We start from the raw sequence: 21,809 nt of genomic DNA, 5'->3' as shown, positions 1-21,809 counted from the left end.
AGAATTTGGGCTGCATACATCGAAGGTTTATTTGGTTGACAAGATAGCCCGATTAAGCAGGTAATATAATCGCTATTTTTTTGTATAAAATGAAGGTATTTATCGCAGGCGGAACAAGCGGAATAGGTTTGGCACTAGCACAATGCTACCTCCAACAGGGGGCTGAAGTTGCTGTATGTGGTCGAGACATTTCAAAGTTGACCAATCAGCCAGCATACCATGCGCTCATCAAGTTTGAAGTAGATGTATGTAATCGGGATGCTTTGGCTGATGCCGTTGATTCTTTCTGTAATCATGTGGCATTGGATCTTTTTATCAATTGTACAGGCAGTTATGCCGATGATGTGGCAGAGCGCATCAGTTATGAGGAGGCAAGTGCGATGCTCCGAGTCAATATGCTGGGTACCCTGAATTGCTTTGAAGTCGCCAGCGAAGTCATGCGTGGACAATCAAAGGGGCAGATCGCAACAATAGCATCCGTCTCGGGAACTTTAGACTTTCCGAATTCAAGTTTGTACAGCAAAACAAAGCGAGCCGCAATCCAAGTAGCTGACGCTTATCGGAGGGCATTGCTTCCGTATGGGATTGCAGTGACAGTTATCGCACCAGGGTATGTGGATACAACTAAGCTCCGTCAACTTAATCAGCAGGATCTCTCCAAAAAGCCCTTTTTGATCAGTGTAGACGATGCCACACAACGCATCTTAAAAGCGATACAACAAAAGAAAGAAATCGTGATTTTTCCGAAGCGTATGAAATGGCTGATGAGATTTTTAGGCCTGCTCCCCCATGTATTATTAAGTAAAATCATGTTTAGGAAAGCCAAATGGATGAAAAACGATTAAAGAAAGTAGGCGGGCAGCTCCTTGTTGTCATCTATTGCCTGTTACTTTTTCAACTTACCTATCCTTATACAGCAGCCTACGCCTCCAGTTTAGCTGCGGTACCTTCTTTTGTATTTGCTTTTGAACAGTACATCCCATTCATTCCATGGATGATTCTGCCCTATATGAGCAGTGGGCTGTTTTTTTGCCTTGTGCCATTTTATTGCGGACAAAAGAGCGAACTCCAGTGCTATGCAAAGCGATTTACGTTTGTTACCCTGATTGCGGCATTGTGCTTTCTCCTTTTTCCGTTGCGGTTTTCTTTTGACAGACCGTCGGTTGAAAATCCTCTGTTTACCATTTTCTTTTCCTTCTTAAAGGAATATGATTCGCCTTTTAATCAGGCACCCTCCCTGCATGTCGCTTATGCCTGTCTTTTTTGGTCGGTGCTGCGTTGGAAGTTCAACGGATGGAAGAAAATAATCTTGGGCATCTGGCTCCTGTTGATGGGCCTAGGGACATTGACGGTATATCAACACCATGTGATCGATCTATTGACAGCTTGCATATTGGTTCAGGTCAGTTTTATACTCTTTCCAAATAAGGAGTGGGGCAGAAATCAACAGCCAGCGAATACTTATTACCTCATCGGGTGGATATTCATGCTACTGGCACTCTTCTGCGAGGGATACGTATTGCCGCTGATTGTTTTTGCTTGGATTGCCTTAGTCTGCTTTGCGGTTGGTTACAATTACCTGCGCGGTAATAAGGGGTTTTTAAAGGATCATCGGGGTCGAATACCGCTGATAAAGAAAGTATTTTACGCCCCTTACCAATTTGCGTACCGGTTGATGTGGCGTTTTTTTAGAAAGAAAAATAATCCGCCGCTGATGGAATTACTACCCCGCTGTTATGTGGGGCCAAGGTTGGACGCTTCGGAACTTATAGCCTTGGGGTTGGATCGCAATCTGGTTGTTTTTGACCTTGCAGCTGAACTGGAGGAAGTAAAACTCTTGGGTGCCATAGAAAAGTATCATTCTTTCCCTTTGCTGGATATTGCGGAGATCAATGTGCATGATGCCTATGTGATCATAGACGCAATGGTATCCGCTTATCGTACATTGGATGAACATGAAAATATGATCATTCATTGTACAATGGGTTATAGTAGGAGCATGATTTTTGCTGTTCTGATGATTCAGAAATTATTATCTTTAGATTTAAATAAAGCTATTGATCGAGTGAAGTCGGTCAATAGGCATATGGTGTTACAGGATCATGCGATCCAGTTGATGAAAATTATCGTCGCGGACAGATCCTAATCAAAAAGGGTGGCTTGGTCTTTGTTTTTAACCGCCATATCTGAATAGATACTAAAATTACATACGCCATTGTATTGATGGAATAAATTATAAAAAGATGAAATCAGGTTATTTTAAGAGTTTCGATCAAGGGGAACTGCTATATCGTGTTTGGAATTATCAAAAGGGACAAAAGGCTTTAGTTGTATTGCACCGTGGGCATGAACATTCAGAACGCCTGCAGGAGATGGCTACCGATCCACAGTTTGCCGATTATTCCATCTTTGCATTTGATCTGCGTGGACATGGCCATACCAAAGTGCCGGTATCACCAGTTTTCATGGATAATGTGCGCGATCTAGACAGTTTTGTGGCCTATATCCATGCCGAATATGCGGTTGATACGAAGGATGTCTTTGTCATCGCCAATAGTATTGCTGGGGTCATTGTGAGTGCTTGGGTACATGATTTTGCTCCTCCGATCGCAGGTATGGCTTTATTGGCTCCTGCCTTTGAAATTAAACTGTATGTACCACTGGCCAACCAGATGATTGCGCTTGGCACCAAGCTGAAAAAGGATCTTGTTATCCAAAGCTATGTCAAGGCGAAGGTACTGACCCATGATATTGAGCAACAACAGGCTTATGATGCCGATCCCCTAATCTCAAAATCCATTAACGGCGCTTTATTGGTCGACCTATTGAAAGCTGGTGTGCGTATCGTAGACGATGCAGCCGCAATCGATATTCCCGTGATTGTGCTATCAGCTGAAAAGGACTATGTGGTTAAAAACTCGGTGCAAAAGCAATTTTTCGTTTCCATCGCTTCCAAGCTAAAGACATTTATTACCCTACGCAATTTTTATCATGGTATCCTGTTTGAATCCAACAGACAGAAAGTCTATACCTATTTAAAAGATTTTATTACGAAAGCCTATGCAAGGCAAAAGCCTGAACAGGGGCTGGAGCCTGACGAGTTTTCGGTGAAAGAATATGAGAAATTGTATCATAAGGTGATGCCTGCGGCTGAGAAGCTTAACTATGCTTTTCAGAAATGGACTTTAGGCAAGATCGGATCATTGAGTCATGGTATGAACTTAGGGCTTCAGTTTGGTTTTGATTCGGGAATTTCATTGGATTACGTCTATCGCAATGAACCGAAAGGCAGGTTGGGGCTGGGTAAAGTCATCGATAAAGGGTACTTGGAAGCGATCGGCTGGAAAGGAATCCGTATACGCAAACAGCATCTATTACGTCTATTAGAAGAGAATATTGAGCAGGTCGAGTCTACAGGCCGACCTGTGAAAATTCTGGATATCGCTGGCGGTACCGGAAATTATTTGTTTGACATCAAAGAAAAATATCCGGAAGTGGAGATCGTGATCAACGAGTTTATGTTGTCAAATATTGCAGTGGGAGAGAAAATCATCAAGAAGAAAGGGTTCCAAGGAATACGTTTCAGCAATTACGACTGTTTTGATCCGGAGACTTACAGCAAACTGGATTTTGAACCTAATATTGTGGTGATCTCTGGTATTTTCGAATTGTTTGGCAACAATGAAATGGCGAGCAGGGCGGTACATGGTGCGACTTCCATTTGTGAGGAAAATAGCCATCTGGTCTATACCGGACAGCCATGGCATCCACAATTGAAAATGATCGCTTATGTGCTGAACAGTCATCAGAAGAAAGACTGGGTCATGCGTCGACGTTCGCAGAAAGAACTGGATCGGATTATGGCTTACAATGGAGTGATCAAAGAGCGGATGCTTATTGACGATTACGGAATATTTACCGTTTCTTCGGGAGCTGTAAAGTAGGGTAATTCCGCTTCGAAAGGACTGTAGATACCATCGTTGCTAAATCATTTGATAAATTATTTTTCTCCATTGGTTCGGATAGACCAATGGAGAAAAATTAAGTTTATGGTTTTAATTCTTATACTCCCGGATCGCCTGAATAATGCCTTCCAGATTTTCATTGAAGTCCAGTAGCTGACCGAATACTTTATCGTCTTTGGCCAGTCCACCATGTTTATTGTTCTTGCGGAAGATTTGCTTGATCGTTTCCCAACGTTCCAGTTCAACAGGGTTTAGCAGCTCGGCTAACTCTTTTAGCTTTAAAAGGTTACTTTCGGTATCCGTTGTCAGTGTCTGCGATTCGCTCTCATAGTGTGCGAGAAGAACCTGATCAATTTCCTGCTCATTCATCATTGGTACCACCTGTGCAACCAGTTTGCTCATATTCCGATAGGATCCCTGCATTTTGAATGGTGGTTCGGTGCGGTAATTATCCTGCATCGCTGCACTCTGAATATAATTCTGATTCACTTTGATCACGACATTTCTGATTTTCAGTACATGTCGCAGCACCGCGATAAAGTCATCAACATCCTGTTTCAGGTAGTTGCCCTCTAAATCGGGCAATTGATCCATAACAGACTGTGCATAATTGACTAGGGCATAAAAGTCATTAAATGATTTGCTTGCAATCTTTTCGAGGTAGCTGTTTTCAATCGCCGCATTTTCAATCAAACTGAGGTTGAATAATGCTTCGGTATCACCGATCACATCACCGAGATTGTACACGTCGGCACGGTTGGCAAGCATGTCGGGAATCTGAAACTTAGAGCCGCTCTCTGTATATGGGTTTCCGGCCATCACGATGCAGAAGCGCTTGCCACGGAGGTCATAGGTCTTGCTCTCGCCCTCAAAAATACCATCAATCTTACGTTGACCATCGGCAAGGGAGATAAATTTCTGTAAAAACTCCGGATTTAAGTGCTGGATATCGTCCAAATACAGCATGACATTGTCGGCCATCTCAAATGCAAGATTGATCTTTTTGAGCTCTTCCCGTTCTCCGGATGTTTTCGCTTCAATCGGATCAATGGATGTAATCGAATGACCAATGGTCGGGCCATTGATTTTGACGAAATGTAAGCCCATCGTTTTGGCAAGATATTCCATTAAGGTGGTCTTACCGTAACCTGGTGGCGAGATCAACAGCAGCATTCCCATACGGGCTGTACGCTTGTTGTCGCCTGCGGCTCCTAGCTGTTTGGCGAGGTTATTTCCGATCAATGGGAAGTAAACTTCGTTGATCAGCTTATTACGGACAAAGGAAGTCAGTACTTTGGGCTCAAACTCACCGATCTTTAGTTCTTTGGCATAGGACTTCGCAAGTTGTTCCTTCAATGTGGAGAATGCCACAAAACGAGGTACATTATACTCACTGAATTGCGCCAGACGTGCTAAAAACTCATGATATTGGATATGTTCCTCTCCATTGTTCTGGATCGGGTGATTGCCTTTTAATCCGCTGATATGCGCCTGGTCTTTTGCGATGATCAGGTGATACGCATGGGTCGGATAAAGCAACATGATCGCTGCTTCCTCGATATATTTGCGTAGCGTAAGATATTCCGGATGCTCATCCACAAAGGAGTTGAGCCAGTTTAAGGTCAGGTAAAAGCGATCTACCAAGCTAAACTGTTCGTTCTGAATATCCGCTTCAAATAGCTTGTAACTTTTCTTGGATTCCAGCAATCGAATAAAAGCCTTTTTCAGTTCATCGGATTGTTCACTGACGACAAAGGTATTGTAGCTTGTAAACGTCTGAAAAAGGTAAGTCGCGAGGTCGCGCCCCTGAATGGTAGAGCGATCCAAATGTGTCTCCCATGCATTGAATAACTTGGTCAGTTCATCAATGACAGACTGGTAACGATTTGAATTTGGAAACGTTTTTAATATCGTGTATGTCGAGTGTATCAGTGCCAGCTGCTTTGTCCGTTGATCATCCGAAAGGGATTGCCAAAATAACTGAGCCATCGTACGCAATAGGGGATCATAGCGAAGCAGATCCAATTTAGTATCCAACTGTTTGACCGTATCATAGATCAACAGTGCATCCACATTGTGAACTCCTTTGACATAACCTTCCGAATAACTTTGCTCCACAGTCTGTGTGATAAATAATGCGGCATCAAAATCTTGTTCTCCTTTTGAAGCAACGAAAGCTTTGTATGCAAGGTATTCTGCACGATAGACTTCCTTATTTTCAGAGACAAGTTCCTGATCCCAGATGTCCTGAAAACTGTTGATTTCCTCGGCCTGCACCTTTTGATAGAAACTTGTCCCAGTGAGGTGGAAATACAGTTCATCATTTCTGCGCAGCAAGGTAAGGCTGAGGGATTGACTATTGACTGCAAACTTATGCTTGCCCAGTGCAATGATATTTTCGCCATCAACAAAGAGATCATTTTTATCGCGTAAAACCCGTAAGGCATCTTCCTGTGATTTCTTTAATAGATTTTCAAGGTTTTCTGCTTTTGAGACATCCTGCAGTGTTTTTAGCTCCTGTACCAACTGTCTGATCTTGTCGATCATCAGATCCGAGGCAAAGAAGCTAAGGATCTCTTCCCGCGTTGCAAATGTCTTGGATTTGTTTTCAATGTTCTTTAATACACGAAGACCGATCTGTTCGAGCGAGGATGTCCGCTTGTTGATCTGTTCAACGATTTGTTCCCTGCGGGAATTAAAGGCCTTGATAACCTCATCACGTTTGTCCGCGATCTTCAGGGCAAAATCTTCAAATTCAGAAAATTTACTTTCAAGTTCCTCCAGCTGAACGATGACTTTTGTGTAATATTCGTCTACCTTTTCGGTTGTCGTTGACAGTTCGAGGTAGTTGGTCACGGATTGCTCCAACAGAGTCAGTTGTGCTGAGAACTCCGCTATCGCTTCCGTACTCTTCAATGAATTGAGTTTTCGCGTAAGCTGTGCACGAACCTCATTTAAGGAGGAGAAAATAACCGAAATCTTCTCAATGATTTTGGTTGTCTGTGTAGAGTCGTCAATTTTTAGACTATTGAGGATATCAATCAATAGTTCCAGTTCGCTTGAAATGGCTGAATTGGCTTCCTCAATTGCTTTGGCATCGTAGACCTTCACTATGGCCTCCACATTTTTCTTCTGCTGTTCCACCTTTTGTTCGTAAGGAAGCAGGGCTTCATCACGTAGGAGAAAAGTAATGGTTTTTTCGGCCAGTTCGGAGGTGATGCCCTGCAATTTTTCCAACAGACTATCTATCCTGACCGTATCAATATATTTTACATTTTTAAGGTCGATGATCTCACCCTGAAGACGACGGGAGTCGGCCAATTGATGGACGAGCTGATCGAGTTTGTCTACAACAGTACTATTGATGGAGAAGGTGAGTTCTTCCATCTTTTTTTCTGCTGCTATATTTAATTCTGCTGCATGTTTGCGTTGCGCCTGTACTTTGACGAACTCATCAATAGCGGTATTGGCGACTTCCTTGATCTGTGTTAATGGCTGGCCAAGATTTGATAAGGCGTCATCTTTTATCCAAAAATAGGAATCCAATAAAACTGTGGATTTTTTGAGGATATCTTCGTATAAACCTTCGTAACTGTCTTCTTTGTTGATCAGTTGTATGACCTCCTGTGCCTCGGCCATCGCCTGCACGATTTGTTTATTACCTACTTTATAAAGGGGATCATCTTTCTTCTGCTCATTTTCTTTGAGCATGGCCATATAAGGTGTTTCCCAGATCTGCACCTGATGATGTCTGGTGGCTTCCGCCTCGGTTCGGAAATAAATTAAGCTACCATCTTTGAACAGGGTAAATCCATTGCAGATAATCGGGGTTTCGACATGCTGTTGGATGATGTTATAGGACAGTAGGATATAGGTATTGGTTTCCTCCTGACAGAATATATACAGAAAATCTTCACCATTTGGGGAGGCTATCCTACGCAGGAACGATACATGTTCAAACTGGGCGTCAAAAACCTTGTGTGTACCATTTTGTAAGTAGTATCCATTGGAAAAAATAATCCCTTGATTGTCCGGTAATAATATTGCTGATTCATTCAGTGATTTGAGGTTGATTACTTCCTTTGTCCGTTGGTTATAGACAAAGGCCCTGAAATCTTCCTGGTAGGGTTTGATGCGTACAGCAATAAGATTGCCGAGATCTGCATAGTAATAATCGGCATCGTCCAATTGTTGGTCTGCATTGACCACTTTTTCGGAATAGATCCCTTTGCCACTGTCTGTATTGTTTTCGATCTTGAAGGTGATGTCGCCATTGATTGCCTCAATAAAGATCTTATCCATAATGGATATATGGGGATATTTTCCGAGTCGGCGATCATCGAGCGTTGTTTTTGTCCAGTCAAATTCAAATTGGTTGGGCAATTTGGCTTCATGAATGCTGCGGTCATCCTGATATTGGAGCTTACCATCTTTGATTAACCATTTGAATGCTTTAAGGTCAGCAGGATTTTTGCTGGTCTGAAAGATCATATACAAATAGTTCTCCGTCCTACGAAATTTGGAGAATATGGAGTCCCTATAGTATTTATATAGATTTTGATAATCTGAGATAAAATTTTGATCGTTGATCAGGTCGAGGGACTGCGGAATAAATTGATTATTCTCAAATGCATAAACACTGAAAACATCTTCCAGCTTGATCTCGGTACGCAGTCCAAAATGCACGTTATACCCAAAAATACATTGATTATCCAAGGCCAGAATGCCGCGGGCAACACAGTTGTTTTCTGTGGTGATCCGTTGATTGGCTTTGAGGACAAAGCTCGTTGAATTGAAGACTTCTTTACGGGCTTCATTCAACTGTTGGAGCTTGGTCGCTAGTTCTTCTTTTTGTGTAAGAAGCCGCTTTCGGATAATCTCATATGCACCTTGATCAAGGCTATCGTTCTGATTTATTACGTTTTCTTCTGGCATAAGTTCCGCTAGTTCTTGACTTATTTAACTTTATTGAATTTTAATTCCTGACCATTTTGATACAGCGTCAGCGCTGTGATCTGATCATTTTCTTTGCTGAATTTCAGCTCGGCTTGCACAGCCGTATAAAATAACTCTAACTCGTTTTTCGGATAGACTTCGATGGCTGACTGTCCCGATAACTGGGCAAATAGACTACCATTATCATCCGCTGTAATTTTGAACTTCAATTCAGGTTGTTTTGTGTATTCATATGTCCCTAAAAGCTGTTTGATCTGAAACTCCACAAGAATGATCGCTCCCGTTAATTTTTCACGTTCAATAACTGGAGCTTTTCTTTTTTGAAGAATTGCATTCACAGCGGATGTCAACGGATATACATCAACCGTATTCCATTTGTTCATTAAAGCGATGAAATATTTTTGTTCTTTAAAATCTCGAATGTTGATCGTTTTATAGCCTGGATATCCCCCGCTGTGAAAATGCATCTTGCTTTCACTGTTGGTACTGTCGGTAAAGAGCCAGCCAAAACCATAGTACAAACCTGCCATTTTAATGGATTTGCCATTATTGAGCGTATCGACAGAGATGGCCTTCATGAAATTTTGACGCGTTAATAGCGTATTGTTTTGGATAGCCTGATTCCATTTGAAGAGATCTTGAGCTGTACTACTTATTCCATAGGGGCCACTTCCGCCATCAAAATAGGTTAGATAGCTAAATGCGGGAAAGTCATCAACACTTTTGAAGCTCTTGGTCTTCGCATCATAGGCCATTCCTTTTGCGTAGTTTTTAAGGTCAGCATTGGATGAACGCGCCGAAAATACAGACGTGTTTTTCATTCCGGCGGGTTTGAATATATGCTGCTGCATATAGGAAGCAAAAGATTGCCCAGATACTTTTTCTACAATCAGAGCTAGAAGCAGGTAGTTTGTATTCGAATAAGTGTATTGATCACCTGGCTTAAAGGAGGTGCTGTCAATCTTTGTCTCAATTATTTTGAGGAAGTCCTGATTTGTATTTATTTTTTTCTTGTCAATCCATTGCTGATCCCAAGCCAAAAATTCCGGTATTCCCGAGGTATGACGCAATAGATTTTTGATACGGACATTTTTGAATTTTATATGTGGGAAATATTTGGTAATATCATCCTCATAGGAGAGTTTGCCCTGTTCTTCCAATTGCATAACGGCCATCGCTGTAAACTGTTTACTCACCGAGGCCAATTCAAAACGACTATTGCTATTTATTTTTTTCGTTTTTGCAGGGTTTTCGAAACCTATATATTTCTCAAAAACAACTTTTCCACCATCGGCGACCAAGAATGCTCCGCTGAATTCACCGTCCTGATTTAGGGATTGGAATAATGAATCCAATCGTTGCTGCACCGTCTGGGCAGTTACCAACAGGGTGTTTAAGCACAGGAAAATAGAAAATAGGACAAAACGAATCATATGATTACTTTGGTTTTTAGGGTATCATCTTGAGCCTGTTAAGATTTGATTCTTTAAAAGGCTCAAGATGATGAATATGGTTACAGCTTTTTATTGGAAATGCCTAAGTTTTTTGCCAATCCAAATAGGGAATTGATAAAACCTGCATCTTCACCGTTCTCGGCATCTGTGGCCGCTTGCTGTAATTTGATCAAAGCTGCAGAAACTGTTAAGTTCTTGATATCATTCGATGAGATACCATATTTATCTGCTAATCCACGTACTTTTTCAGCAAGATCACCTTTCCCGTCTGGGCCCAATAGCGAATTTTTGATATCAGTTGCATGTTTCGAAGTGTCGATCAAATGGTCAAAACCTTTGGCATTGGATACCTGACGCACAATGTTTTCGAAGAACATGGTTTCACCACCAACGATGTCAATCTTCGCTGTTTTAAGCGCTTCGGACAATACACCAGCCTGTGCTTGTGCAATATCTTTTTGGATATTGATCTGTGCAAGTTCAATGTCTCGTTCTTTCTGTAATTGTAATTTGAACTCTTCGTGGTCTTTACCCACACCATCCAGTTTTTTCATGGCCTCGGCTTTCTCTTCAATACCTTTCGCTTCGGCAAGAGCTTTTTCACGAACAACTTCCGCCTGTGCTAAACCTTCTTTGCGCATGGCTTCGGCTTTTTTCTCGATCACAGTTGCCTGTACAGTGCCTTGCTTCTCTTCGGCTTCGGCTTTTGCAACCATTACTTCGGCTTCAGACAAACCTATTGCGGCTTCTTCTTTCGCTTGTGCTTCCGCTATGATCTTACGGCTTTCGGCCTCTTTGAGGGACGCTTCTTTTTTCGCTTCGGCATCTATTAATAATTCCTGTGCACGTTTTTCAGCGATCTTACGTGCTGCTTCAGCGTCAATTACTTTTTTCTCCGCTTCTTGTTCTGCAGCAATTTTCGCTGCTTCAGCAGCTTTTACTGTAGAAATTAATTTCTCTTCGGCTTCTTGTGATGCTGCAATAACGCCTGCTTGTTTCTTCCGTTCTACTTCGCGGAATACTTCAATATCTTTGACTCCTTGTTGCTCTTCGATAACACCTTTTTCCAATTGGACACGCTCTTTGATCACACCCTGGATACTTTTCTTCTCAGTCTCAATAGAACGTTCTTTGTCAATCTGAGCCAAGGTAACAATACGCTCACGTTCGGTTTGTTCCAGTGCACGGTCTTTTTCAACACGTTCTGCTTCGACAGCATCTGTACGTTGCTTGTTCTTCTCGGCGATGATTATCTGACGCAGCTTATTTTCTTCCTGTACGGCCAGTTGCTCTTCGGTCGAAATGCGGACGCTTTCATATTTCAAGCGTTCTTCTTCACGTACCTTTGCTATTTCAGCTTCTTCACGTGCCTTGATATTATCAATTTCACGTTTTTGTTTTTCTTCTTTTTCGGCAAGTTGACGATCAAGTTCTAAAATCGCCTCACGTGCTTCGACGTTTTGCTTTTTGATCAATTTCTCTTCGTCACGACGGATGAAGTTGGCATTGATATTTTGTTTTGCTGTCAGCTCGGTGATTTTCTTGATACCTTCACTATCCAGGATGTTACTGGGATTTAAGTGTTCGATATCTGTTTGTTCCAGGTAGTCGATCGCACAGTCATCAAGGATATAACCGTTCAGGTCGGTACCAATGATATTGAGGATTTCATCACGAAACTCACGACGGGCTTCATACAATTCGATAAAATCGAATTTCTTACCTACGGTCTTTAGCGCTTCAGAAAATTTAGATTCAAAGATGCTTTTTAAAGTCTCAGGCTCACTTGCACGGTCACAGCCCAAATTCTGGGCAACGTTGATCACATCATCTACATTTTTGTTGACACGAACAAAGAATGCCACCTTAATATCTGCACGGATATTATCTTTACAGATCAATCCCTCGCTCTGCATACGGGCAATCTCAATTTTTTTGATGGAGATATCCATGATCTCCATCTTGTGGAAAACAGGGACGACATACATCCCCTTATTGAAGGCAACTTTTGTCCCGCCGACCCCCGTCCGGACAATCGCTTTTCCTTGTGGGATTTTTTTATAGAATGCACTCAGTACAACGAAGAATGCAAAGATTAGAAAGACAGCTAAACCGACAATTAGCAATATAATTCCGTTTAAGCCACTTAAAAATAAAAGAGGTTGATATAGCATATGATTAGTATTTATTTAGATTTTAGTATTTAGATTTTTCTTGTGCAAACTTATGGCTGACAAGGCGGTTCTGTTTTGCGCTTCAATTTTAAATATTGTCTATGGTGATTTCCTTCGTAACATAATAATATTTTTTGTCCTTGGATTCGTCCACGATAATGACATCATCCCCATAGCCGATCTTTTCACCATTATGACTCACGACATTGAGACGGATAGGGTCTTGTTGGATGATAAATTCAGCGGAACCTACTTTTTTGCCTTCAATACTTGCGCGCATTTTTCCCATGCGACCCAGGAAGTCATGGCTTGCTTCGCCATTATAGCCAATATTTTTAAACATTCTTGCGAGCGGTTTGGTCAGAAAATGCATTAAGAAAAACGTAACGATAAAAACAGGAATTAAGATCAACACCGATTTTATTCCCCAGGATGCGACGTCAATATACAATGAAGATACAATGGTGATCACCCAGCCAATGAATTTAAACATGGTCACAATAAGCATAATCGGTACTTTTCCGACATTGATATAATCCATTGCCTTGGCAAAGAAGCCCGGTTCGGTATGCGTATCGGAATCCGTATGATGGTGTGGGTGATCTGATCCATCAGCGTTCATATCATGCGAGCCATCTACGTCGCTGACATCGGGAGTAGGGTGTAGATCTATATCGGCATCCGCATCAAATAGATGTACACCATCGCCCATAAGAAACATAAAAAACCAATACACTACAGAAAGTCCTGTCAGGACAGTCATGATGCCATTTGATAATGGGTTGAATAAGATATTGATTAATTCTGTCATCGTATTTTCTTTTAAATTTTTTCTCGTTTGAACGTGTAATGAAACGACCAAGAGTGACCATTGACCTCCAAGTCTTGCATCGCAACCAATTCCCAGCCCTGATTACCTAGATCATTCAGGATCTCGTCGATTTTGTCCGGATCTAATTTGGTCCCCCAGAAACCTTTGGGCTCGATTTTGACTGTTTTATACTCAAATCTCCGCATCGCCATTTAATTTTCGTTTTAACTCTTCCAATTCATTGTTGACGGAGTCCGAACCACCGATGTTCTCATTGATCTCATCTATCCTACTTTTGTTGCCCGTTGCGATTTCGCCATAGGCTTTGGCCAAAGCCTCATCCTCTTCGACCTTTTCCTTCATGCGTTCCAGCATGGAAATGGTGCTGTTGGAATCAATGTTGGCTAGTTGTCGGTTGACCATTTTAGCCGCATTGGATACTTTAACCCGTGCTTTTAAGGTTGATAGCTCACTTTCCCATTTAGATATATTGAATTTAAGTATATCTACATTTTTATGCAACTCCTCTGCGGAACTCTGATGGATCGTCGCCTGTTTTTCCAATTCGGTGGCTTCGATCAATAACTGTTTTTTTAGTAATAAGGCTTCTTTGGCTAAGCTCTCTGCCTTTTCTGTAGAAAGGTCGCCTTTTTGAGCCTTTTGCAATAATAAAATGGCTTTGTTTTCAAATTCATTGGCCTCTTCTTTTTTCTTCTCACAATTATTTTGCGTACGTATGGCTAGCGCTTTTACTTTTGCGTAAGCTTCCAACGATTGCTCTAGGTCTTCTTTCATCTCACGGATACCTTGTTCCGTCATTTTGATGGGGTCCTCCATTTTGTCCACTACAGCGTGGATTTCTGCTTGACCGATTCTGAAAATTCTCTTAAAAATATTCATTATTCTATAATTTTGAAAAACTTATTAACTGATTATAATATTCACTGATCAAAAGACTGAGCGAATTAATAGCCGCATCAAATTCATTTTGATCGAGATTATGTATTTGCATGGTATATCGGAATATGACCTTTTTGCCATCCTCTGTCAAGGCAAACCCGCCATGGATGATATCTCTATTTTTGATGAGCAACGATTTGAACATGTCCATGTTTTCGTTGTTTATGGTAAATAGGTACTGCTCGAAAATTATGATAGGCTGCGCAATACCTACAATGAGATTGCGAATACCATCATCTTCGTTTTCGATAACAAAAACACCCTCTTTTTCATCTTTATGAGTGATGTTATAACCGATATTGGCGATATAATTTTCAATTTTTGAGAAGTACATAATCAAGTTTTTTATATATTGCACATATTCTTTGCATAAAGATAGTGAATTGCAAAAATATTTTGCAAGAAAAAATTAATTTTTTTTTAAAATGAGTAACGTCGGGAATAATATTAAGAAGCTGAGAAAGGTGAAAGGATTGAGTCAACAGGCTTTTGGAGATGTTTTTAATCTTACTAGAGGTAATATTTCATCTTACGAAGAGATGCGTGCTGAACCAAAAATCGAGATTGTCTTGAAAATTGCAAATTATTTTGGCATTCCTGTGCAGCATCTGATTGAAAAAAATCTATCCGTTAATGAGATCCTCAATTTTAACGACTATTTTCAGCCCGATATTCCTACATTAGGTGGTAAGCGACTGTCGCAGGTTCCGTTGTTGGAGCGAGAAGTGTTGTTAGATGCTTGTACTTATGTATCAAAACTAAATGAACTTCCGGTCATTGAGTTCCCGCTGCAAAGCCGTAATCGTTTTATAGCAATGGAGTATATGGATGCTATACCGGTACCAGGTGATTTTGTCATAACAGCACAATCGATTCTATTTTTTGAAGAAATTGATATTGAAAGCCTGCATACACTAAATAATGCCTTTGGACTGTGTTTTTCGGCAGAGGAATTCTTTATTGGGAAATATACCATGGTAGAAAGAGAAATAAGTTTGGTGTTAAACGCTTGGAAAAAAGTCGACTTTGTGTTGGCCGAGAAGGGAAACTTTTGGAAATTGTATGGTAAATTTGAAAGAATATAGATTAACATTGGTGATCGGGACCAAACACCAGCTCATTTGTACTGATGAGATCAACACTTATAGCGCCAAAAGCAGCGTGAATCGAGCGAACCGAAGAACCGAATGATTGAGCTCACGAATACCTTAAAATACCAATTTAATGGGTAAACGAGCTCATGAATGCCATTGGAAATAAATACTTACGAATAACACGTTAATCTAAAAATAATTGATGAACAAATAATTTATACAGATGAAAAAACAGATCTTATTTGTCCTTTTGATATCATTCCTTGCTTTTATCAGTTGTCAAAGCAATACATCCACTAAAGCAAAAAGTGACCAAATCCCTGAAAAACCAGCTGTAGAGCAAATTGAAACCTCAGCCAAAATAGGCGAGATGGCAGGTTGTTCAACAGAAGAGGCGATGAAATTAATCCTGGCGCTGAAAGAGGTTGAGGAAAGTAAAAGAAACTTGGATAGCTTGACTGATCACAAAGCCAATATTTCGTTCATGATCGATAGTTTGAAACAGGATGGAAGAGAGCTGTATTCTCTTACCGCTGGATATAATAGTGAAGAAAGATTTGAACCTTACTATCATTTCTATTTGAATAAGAGTGATTGTAAGAATATCCAGATTCTGGACATCGTTTCTGGAGAGTATCTTCCTTTGGAGGCCTGGAGGAAGCAGAATCGTAATTAAAGCCATGGTTTTGTTACAATCAGGTGCTATTTCAATCATCGGAGATTTAAACTTAAACGCATGGGGAAGAGAAAAACTGAGGTTTTTTAATATTTATTTGTTTTGTGAAAAAATATATTTGGATTATAAAATAAAATAATCCAAATTTAAGTTGGTAAATAATTTTAATTTATTATAAACTTATTCGTTTCATGAAAAAAATGATATTATCTGCAGCAATTGCTGCAATTTTCTTTGCTTCTTGTAATAATGCAGATAGCAAAAAAGTAGAAACAAAGGATACAGTCACTACAACTGATACTGAAGGTGGTGTTGCGCAGACAACAACAACAGAAACAACTACGACTACTGCAGTGCCTAAGTTTAGTTCTCCAGAAGCACAACAGTTGGCGGACGATTACACAAAATATGTGAATGAATATGTTGCTGCTGCTAAAAGTGGAGATGCGACTAAAATCCAAGAGTTAGCTGGAAAGCAACAGGAGTGGGCTACAAAAACAGCTACTGCTCTTACTAAATTAACTCCGGAAGATGCAAAGCTATGGACAGAGTATGCTCAAAAGCTAGCAGCAGAGTTAACTGCGAGTGCAACAAAATAGTTTTTTTGATATAAAGCGGAAAGTAGGACAACGTTAGATGTCCTACTTTCTTTTTATCCCTAAATTAAAATGGGAGCTCATCCTCATCCTCCTCTTGTAGTACTGGAATATCCTCGTTTGAGGAAGTTTGATCTGATAGAATCAAAAAGCTGTCAACTTTGATTTCGGTAATATACGTTTTTATTCCTTCAGCATTTTCATAGTTACGATAGGTAAGTTTCCCTTCAACCATTAGTTTGGTCCCGCGACGACATTTCTTTTCAATGGTATTATTCTGCTTACCCCAAATGACAAGGGTATGCCATTGTACTTCTTCAACCCATTCACCCGCTTTGTTTTTGAAAAGATCATTTGTGGCAAGTCGTAAAACTGAGTAATTTGTCCCTGTTGAAGTGGTTTTGATGATAGGATCATTTCCTAAATGACCGATTAATTGTACTTTGTTACGTAATGTGCTCATTTTGTCTGATTTTTAAATGTTTCTAATAATTCTTATTTTAGTTATAGGCCATAACCTTTAATGGATGTGGAATGACCTTGAGCAAAGATGAAAAGGAGAGGAAATAATAATCGTCTGTTTACCATTTGTATTCGACTATAGTCGGTTGTAACCGTTTGTTGTCGTTTAAATTTCATATTAAACACTATGGAAAAAATCTGTTTGGAATGTGGGCAAAATATAAAAGGAAGATCGGATAAGCGCTTTTGTGATGACTCTTGCCGAAATGCATATAACAATAAACTGAATAGCGATCAAACTAATCTAGTACGCAATCTGAATAATATCTTGCGCAAGAACCGCCGTATTCTAATGGATGTACTAAACGGAGAGGGGAAAGGGATGATAAAGGTGCAAGGTGAAAAATTAAAGAGACTGGGTTTTGATTTCAAATTCCACACACATACATTTGCTAATAATAAAGGGCAAACCTATAAATTTATCTATGAGATGGGCTACCTCATGCTAGAAAATGACTGGGTATTGATTGTCCAAAAGAAGCCATGATAATACGCTATTTACGATTTCTTTTTCCTATTATTTCTTTTGGGAGAAGAGTTCTTCTGATTTTATAAAATCTATTCATACAGCTGTATTTCAGCTTACATGAATCATGAATTTCGATTCGCGCAAGCTGAATACCAATTAATCCTAACTTACATCGGCTCCTCTAATTCTAAAATAGTTTACTGCTGAGAAGATGATAATCACGAAGTAATAGCATAGAGGGATTAGCAGAAAAAGCCAGCCTGTAAAGATGTAATTTAACGATGAAGGCAATCCAATTTTTAAAAAATCTGCCGCAAAAATATAACCTATAAAGGCGCCGAGAAATAAAAGACCGGTGGCATGTATGATGATTATCTTTTTTAGATGCTTGCTGTATTGGGCATCTTTATTTTGCTTGGTGTAGCCCATGATCGCTGGGACCAACAGGCCTAATAGCGGGTTGACTAGAAAAGTTAAGGAAGCTAGATAAAGTGCCTTTATACTTCCGCTTTGATTTTTGTCGATACTGATTTGATTTACATTTGGCATAATTAATTGTTCTAAAGGAATTTCTAAAATCTGACTGATTTGTCTTAAACTGAAACCACTGATCTCCTCTGTCCCCTTTTCGATTCGTTGTACTGTTCTTAGAGATAGGCCGGCTTGATTGGCGAGATCCTGTTGTGTCAGTCCTCTGAGCTTTCTAGATTGTTTGATGAGTTGATTTACTGTTTGACTTTCCATGAAACGAAAATGACTAAAAGATTGATGATGTTAAAAAAAACGATATGACAATAATATGCCAATGATATAGCGCATTTGTAAGTTGTTAATAATCAAATATTTTGTAATTTGATAAATATTTTGAATCTTTGCAGCACAATAAGGTATTAATATAAAATAAAAAAACGGAAGAATATGTTTGCTATACTAAAAACCCCAGCTTCGTCCTTAAAGAAGAGTCTTGGGCATATTCTCCGGAATACCGCACTCTCTTAATCTTCTTTTCCGGACCACTTTTGGCATTTGTATATGACATCGGATTGTGATGTCTGTATTGCCACGAGATCATTTGAGATGATCTAACCGATAAAAGGAAATGGCATCTGTGTGGCTAGAGGTAGCCGCAAGAAGCTCAATACTCATGTAATGTTTTAAAAAAACGATGAATTCAGTGAATAAATATGTTCTCCAGGCCTTGGATAATTATCCATATTATCTGGAGGATACGCTAGAATCCTTATCCTATGCCTTGTCATACGATGAATCCAATACCATGGCATTGTGCCTAATGGGGCGGGTCTATGCGGAGCAGCTGTTTGATTATGAACAAGCAAAGAAATATTTTCAGGAAGCTTTAAGCCACAATGTGCATGCTTTGGAGGTGTATCCTTATTTTATACAGACCCTGATAGACATGGGGGATTACGAAGCGGCAAAGAAAACCATCAAATATGCGTTGACATTGCCGGGGATGTCCCTGGCTGTAATCTGGATCAAGAAGGTGTTGCTACTTGAGAAATTAAAGAAATACAAAAAGGCTTTAAAAATCCTCAAAATGGCTAAATTGGATAATCTGAACAGCGATCTGTCCACGATCATAAAGTCTATTGAAGATCGGATTAAAGGAAAATTGGAAATGAATAAGATGGGCAAAAAGCGGAGTAAATAACAGACGAAGACGCTTAATGTCGGATAAAGTATTCAAAAAAAAGCCCAAGATGAAATTTCATCTTGGGCTTTTATCAATATAGTTTAAGAATTATTCTGCTCTTAAGATTTTCGCAGCTTCAACCATTGATTCTAAAGCAGCTTTAGTTTCAGGCCAAGCACGAGTTTTCAAACCACAGTCAGGGTTAACCCAAAGTTGTTCCGAAGGAACTACTGCTTTTGCTTTGCGCAATAGGTCTACCATCTCATCTTTGCTTGGTACGCGTGGTGAGTGTATATCGTATACACCAGGACCGATATCGTTCGGGTATTTGAAATCACCTGCAAAAGCATTCAATAATTTCATTTGCGAACGTGAAGTCTCAATTGTAATTACGTCTGCATCCATTGCTGCGATATCTTCGATCACGTTGTTAAACTCAGAGTAACACATGTGTGTGTGGATCTGCGTATCATCCTCTACATTGGATGAAGATACACGGAATGCACGTACAGCCCAGTTTAAGTAATCTTTTTGATCTGCTTTGCGCAATGGTAATCCCTCACGGATCGCTGGCTCATCGATCTGAATGATTTTGATACCTGCTTTTTCCAAAGCTTGTACTTCGTCTAAGATCGCCAATGCGATTTGGTAAGTTGTTGTTGAACGTGGTTGGTCGTTACGTACGAAAGACCATTGTAAGATTGTTACAGGACCAGTCAACATCCCTTTAACTGGACGGTTTGTCAATGATTGAGCGTATGAAGACCAACGTACAGTCATATCTTCTGGACGGTATACATCTCCATAAATAATTGGAGGTTTTACACAACGTGAACCATAGGATTGTACCCAACCGTTTTGTGTAAATGCATATCCAGCTAGTTGTTCACCGAAGTATTCAACCATGTCATTACGTTCGAACTCACCGTGAACCAATACGTCGATATCTAATTGCTCTTGAAGACGGATTGTGTTTTCAGTTTCTTCAGCAATTGCTTTATCGTACTCTTCTTGTGTGATCGATCCCTTTTTCAAATCAGCTCTCCATTTACGCACATCTTTTGTTTGTGGGAAAGAACCGATTGTTGTCGTAGGGAATGCTGGCAAGTTGAATTTCGCTTGTTGTGCCGCTTTACGGTCAGCAAAAACGGATGTACGCTTTGCATCATCATCAGTAATGTTGCTTGTACGTGTTTTAACTTCTGGTTTGTGGATCAATGGAGAAGTACGACGGCTTTCTGCAGCAGCTTTGTTTGCTTCAAAACGTTTTGTTGTTTCTGCATCAACTTCGCCTTCTGCTAAGACAGCTAGATCTTTTACCTCCGCTAATTTTTGTTTTGCGAATGCTAACCAGTTTTTAACTTCAGCAGGTAATGATTGCTCATTGTGCTCATTATCTAAGTCAAAAGGAACGTGCAATAAAGAGGAAGAAGGAGCAATCCAAACGCGGTCTTTGCCTAAAGCATCAACTGCTTGTTTGATTTTAACCAATGATTTTTCGTAATCGTTTTTCCAGATATTACGGCCTTCAACAATACCTAAAGACAATGTCAATGAAGCTGGAACTTTAGCTAAAACGGTATCCAATTGGTTTTCTCCACGTACTAAATCCAAGTGTAATGCATGGATCGGTAAGTTAACCGCGATATCTTCGTTGTCTTTTAAAGCTTCGAAGTAAGTTGTCGCGATCAATTTGATGTTTTTGGCAGCAGCAGCCAATTTCTCAAACGTAGGTTGGTATAATGCTTTTACTTTTGCATCTAAATCTAAAGCCAAGAAAGGTTCGTCGATCTGAACATATTGTGCTCCAGCTTCTGCCAATTTAGACAAGATTTGCTCATATACAGGAACTAATTTGTCTAATAGGTCGATACGGTCGAAACCAGCTTCTTTTTCTTTACCGATCAAAAGGTAAGTGATTGGACCTAATAAAACAGGTTTTGTCTCAATACCCAATGATTTTGCTTCGTTGTATTCATTTAAGAATTTCTCAGAAGTCAATTTGAACTCTTGATCTTTTGTGAATTCAGGAACCATATAGTGGTAGTTGGTATCTAACCACTTGGTCATTTCCATTGCAGTCACATCGATTCCTTCTTGTTGGAAACCGCGCGCCATTGCAAAATATAAGTCTAAGCTGTAGTTGTTGTCTACTTTATTCAACAAAGAATGGTAACGAGCAGGAATTGCGCCAACAGTAAGGGTTAAATCCAATACTTGATCGTAAAAAGAGAAGTCGTTGGAAGGGATCAAATCTATTCCAGCATCTTTTTGTGTTTTCCAATTGCCTTCACGAATTTTTTTTGCTGTGTCCAATAATTCCTCAACAGAAGATTTTTTAGCCCAATAGGCCTCATTGGCTTTTTTCAATTCGCGGAACGCGCCCACACGAGGGTAACCTAAATTGTTAGTCAATAACATAATAATGTTTTTAATATTTCTTTTCAACTATATTTCTTGCTAGAGAGAGAAGGACAC

Annotated in this window: 18 protein-coding genes; 8 read left to right on the top strand and 10 right to left on the bottom strand. The window is 40.0% G+C overall.

Annotated features, from left to right (window positions below; translation table 11 throughout):
* Nucleotides 1-89: 89 nt before the first annotated feature.
* From DFQ12_RS25165 to DFQ12_RS25155, 3 genes are all read left to right on the top strand, one after another.
* Entirely contained in the window at nt 90-845 is a 756-nt protein-coding gene (locus DFQ12_RS25165; protein WP_120261786.1) for an SDR family NAD(P)-dependent oxidoreductase, read from the top strand.
* Nucleotides 827-2,146, top strand: coding sequence for a phosphatase PAP2 family protein (locus DFQ12_RS25160; RefSeq protein WP_120261785.1), 1,320 nt, complete (start codon nt 827-829; stop codon nt 2,144-2,146). Before DFQ12_RS25165 ends, DFQ12_RS25160 begins: the two co-directional genes overlap by 19 nt.
* 97 nt (nt 2,147-2,243) lie before the next feature.
* Entirely contained in the window at nt 2,244-3,944 is a 1,701-nt protein-coding gene (locus tag DFQ12_RS25155) for a bifunctional alpha/beta hydrolase/class I SAM-dependent methyltransferase (RefSeq protein ID WP_120261784.1), read from the top strand.
* Between the two features lie 111 nt (nt 3,945-4,055).
* On the opposite strand, the gene DFQ12_RS25150 is transcribed toward DFQ12_RS25155, so the two are convergent.
* From DFQ12_RS25150 to DFQ12_RS25120, 7 genes are all read right to left on the bottom strand, one after another.
* Nucleotides 4,056-8,900: a DNA repair ATPase gene (locus DFQ12_RS25150; protein ID WP_120261783.1), complete on the bottom strand. Its 4,845-nt coding sequence runs from the start codon at nt 8,898-8,900 to the stop codon at nt 4,056-4,058.
* 20 nt (nt 8,901-8,920) lie between these two features.
* Nucleotides 8,921-10,354 carry a serine hydrolase domain-containing protein gene (locus DFQ12_RS25145; protein ID WP_120261782.1) on the bottom strand — a complete coding sequence of 478 codons (1,434 nt, stop codon included), beginning with the start codon at nt 10,352-10,354 and terminating at the stop codon, nt 8,921-8,923.
* An 80-nt stretch (nt 10,355-10,434) separates the two neighbouring features.
* On the bottom strand, nt 10,435-12,549 hold the full coding sequence (locus tag DFQ12_RS25140) for a flotillin family protein (RefSeq protein ID WP_120261781.1): 2,115 nt from the start codon (nt 12,547-12,549) through the stop codon (nt 10,435-10,437).
* Nucleotides 12,550-12,637: 88 nt separating this feature from the next.
* Complete coding sequence (locus tag DFQ12_RS25135; protein WP_120261780.1) at nt 12,638-13,360, bottom strand: OB-fold-containig protein; 723 nt, start codon at nt 13,358-13,360, stop codon at nt 12,638-12,640.
* 11 nt (nt 13,361-13,371) lie between these two features.
* Nucleotides 13,372-13,566: a DUF4177 domain-containing protein gene (locus tag DFQ12_RS25130; protein ID WP_120261779.1), complete on the bottom strand. Its 195-nt coding sequence runs from the start codon at nt 13,564-13,566 to the stop codon at nt 13,372-13,374.
* Nucleotides 13,553-14,260, bottom strand: a complete 708-nt coding sequence (locus DFQ12_RS25125; RefSeq protein WP_120261778.1) for a PspA/IM30 family protein — start codon at nt 14,258-14,260, stop codon at nt 13,553-13,555. The genes DFQ12_RS25130 and DFQ12_RS25125 overlap by 14 nt, the downstream gene beginning before the upstream one ends.
* Before the next feature lie 4 nt (nt 14,261-14,264).
* Complete coding sequence (locus DFQ12_RS25120) at nt 14,265-14,654, bottom strand: type III secretion system chaperone family protein (protein ID WP_120261777.1); 390 nt, start codon at nt 14,652-14,654, stop codon at nt 14,265-14,267.
* A 91-nt stretch (nt 14,655-14,745) separates the two neighbouring features.
* On the opposite strand from DFQ12_RS25120, the gene DFQ12_RS25115 reads away from it, so the two are divergent.
* The 3 genes from DFQ12_RS25115 to DFQ12_RS25105 all read left to right on the top strand — a co-directional run bounded on the left by DFQ12_RS25115 (nt 14,746) and on the right by DFQ12_RS25105 (nt 16,689).
* The gene (locus DFQ12_RS25115; protein WP_120261776.1) at nt 14,746-15,405 is read left to right on the top strand and encodes a helix-turn-helix domain-containing protein; all 660 of its coding nucleotides are present in this window, start codon (nt 14,746-14,748) and stop codon (nt 15,403-15,405) included.
* Between the two features lie 232 nt (nt 15,406-15,637).
* On the top strand, nt 15,638-16,090 hold the full coding sequence (locus DFQ12_RS25110) for a hypothetical protein (protein WP_120261775.1): 453 nt from the start codon (nt 15,638-15,640) through the stop codon (nt 16,088-16,090).
* A gap of 191 nt (nt 16,091-16,281) precedes the next feature.
* Nucleotides 16,282-16,689: a hypothetical protein gene (locus tag DFQ12_RS25105; RefSeq protein WP_120261774.1), complete on the top strand. Its 408-nt coding sequence runs from the start codon at nt 16,282-16,284 to the stop codon at nt 16,687-16,689.
* Nucleotides 16,690-16,753: 64 nt separating this feature from the next.
* Here DFQ12_RS25105 and DFQ12_RS25100 read toward each other — a convergent pair whose 3' ends face one another.
* A complete protein-coding gene (locus DFQ12_RS25100; protein ID WP_120261773.1) occupies nt 16,754-17,149 on the bottom strand; it encodes a single-stranded DNA-binding protein in 396 nt (131 codons plus the stop codon).
* A 186-nt stretch (nt 17,150-17,335) separates the two neighbouring features.
* Between DFQ12_RS25100 and DFQ12_RS25095 the strand changes: the two genes are divergently transcribed.
* Complete coding sequence (locus DFQ12_RS25095; RefSeq protein ID WP_120261772.1) at nt 17,336-17,695, top strand: hypothetical protein; 360 nt, start codon at nt 17,336-17,338, stop codon at nt 17,693-17,695.
* A 144-nt stretch (nt 17,696-17,839) separates the two neighbouring features.
* Here the strand turns inward: DFQ12_RS25095 and DFQ12_RS25090 are convergent, their stop codons facing one another.
* The gene (locus tag DFQ12_RS25090) at nt 17,840-18,421 is read right to left on the bottom strand and encodes a helix-turn-helix domain-containing protein (protein WP_120261771.1); all 582 of its coding nucleotides are present in this window, start codon (nt 18,419-18,421) and stop codon (nt 17,840-17,842) included.
* 421 nt (nt 18,422-18,842) lie between these two features.
* On the opposite strand from DFQ12_RS25090, the gene DFQ12_RS25085 reads away from it, so the two are divergent.
* Nucleotides 18,843-19,349 carry a tetratricopeptide repeat protein gene (locus tag DFQ12_RS25085; protein ID WP_120261770.1) on the top strand — a complete coding sequence of 169 codons (507 nt, stop codon included), beginning with the start codon at nt 18,843-18,845 and terminating at the stop codon, nt 19,347-19,349.
* A 90-nt stretch (nt 19,350-19,439) separates the two neighbouring features.
* Here the strand turns inward: DFQ12_RS25085 and metE are convergent, their stop codons facing one another.
* The gene (gene metE / locus DFQ12_RS25080) at nt 19,440-21,752 is read right to left on the bottom strand and encodes a 5-methyltetrahydropteroyltriglutamate--homocysteine S-methyltransferase (protein ID WP_120261769.1); all 2,313 of its coding nucleotides are present in this window, start codon (nt 21,750-21,752) and stop codon (nt 19,440-19,442) included.
* Nucleotides 21,753-21,809 lie beyond the last annotated feature (57 nt).

The organism is Sphingobacterium detergens (genome assembly GCF_003610355.1).
In the GTDB taxonomy this organism is placed as follows: domain Bacteria; phylum Bacteroidota; class Bacteroidia; order Sphingobacteriales; family Sphingobacteriaceae; genus Sphingobacterium; species Sphingobacterium detergens.
This window is presented reverse-complemented; position numbering and strand designations above follow the sequence as displayed.

Bases quoted from the DNA above. Each gene is read 5' to 3' on its own strand.
- DFQ12_RS25165 (WP_120261786.1), top strand. From the start codon at position 90: ATGAAGGTATTTATCGCAGGCGGAACAAGCGGAATAGGTTTGGCACTA.
- DFQ12_RS25160 (WP_120261785.1), top strand. From the start codon at position 827: ATGGATGAAAAACGATTAAAGAAAGTAGGCGGGCAGCTCCTTGTTGTC.
- DFQ12_RS25155 (WP_120261784.1), top strand. From the start codon at position 2,244: ATGAAATCAGGTTATTTTAAGAGTTTCGATCAAGGGGAACTGCTATAT.
- DFQ12_RS25150 (WP_120261783.1), bottom strand. From the start codon at position 8,900: ATGCCAGAAGAAAACGTAATAAATCAGAACGATAGCCTTGATCAAGGT.
- DFQ12_RS25145 (WP_120261782.1), bottom strand. From the start codon at position 10,354: ATGATTCGTTTTGTCCTATTTTCTATTTTCCTGTGCTTAAACACCCTG.
- DFQ12_RS25140 (WP_120261781.1), bottom strand. From the start codon at position 12,549: ATGCTATATCAACCTCTTTTATTTTTAAGTGGCTTAAACGGAATTATA.
- DFQ12_RS25135 (WP_120261780.1), bottom strand. From the start codon at position 13,360: ATGACAGAATTAATCAATATCTTATTCAACCCATTATCAAATGGCATC.
- DFQ12_RS25130 (WP_120261779.1), bottom strand. From the start codon at position 13,566: ATGCGGAGATTTGAGTATAAAACAGTCAAAATCGAGCCCAAAGGTTTC.
- DFQ12_RS25125 (WP_120261778.1), bottom strand. From the start codon at position 14,260: ATGAATATTTTTAAGAGAATTTTCAGAATCGGTCAAGCAGAAATCCAC.
- DFQ12_RS25120 (WP_120261777.1), bottom strand. From the start codon at position 14,654: ATGTACTTCTCAAAAATTGAAAATTATATCGCCAATATCGGTTATAAC.
- DFQ12_RS25115 (WP_120261776.1), top strand. From the start codon at position 14,746: ATGAGTAACGTCGGGAATAATATTAAGAAGCTGAGAAAGGTGAAAGGA.
- DFQ12_RS25110 (WP_120261775.1), top strand. From the start codon at position 15,638: ATGAAAAAACAGATCTTATTTGTCCTTTTGATATCATTCCTTGCTTTT.
- DFQ12_RS25105 (WP_120261774.1), top strand. From the start codon at position 16,282: ATGAAAAAAATGATATTATCTGCAGCAATTGCTGCAATTTTCTTTGCT.
- DFQ12_RS25100 (WP_120261773.1), bottom strand. From the start codon at position 17,149: ATGAGCACATTACGTAACAAAGTACAATTAATCGGTCATTTAGGAAAT.
- DFQ12_RS25095 (WP_120261772.1), top strand. From the start codon at position 17,336: ATGGAAAAAATCTGTTTGGAATGTGGGCAAAATATAAAAGGAAGATCG.
- DFQ12_RS25090 (WP_120261771.1), bottom strand. From the start codon at position 18,421: ATGGAAAGTCAAACAGTAAATCAACTCATCAAACAATCTAGAAAGCTC.
- DFQ12_RS25085 (WP_120261770.1), top strand. From the start codon at position 18,843: ATGAATTCAGTGAATAAATATGTTCTCCAGGCCTTGGATAATTATCCA.
- metE (WP_120261769.1), bottom strand. From the start codon at position 21,752: ATGTTATTGACTAACAATTTAGGTTACCCTCGTGTGGGCGCGTTCCGC.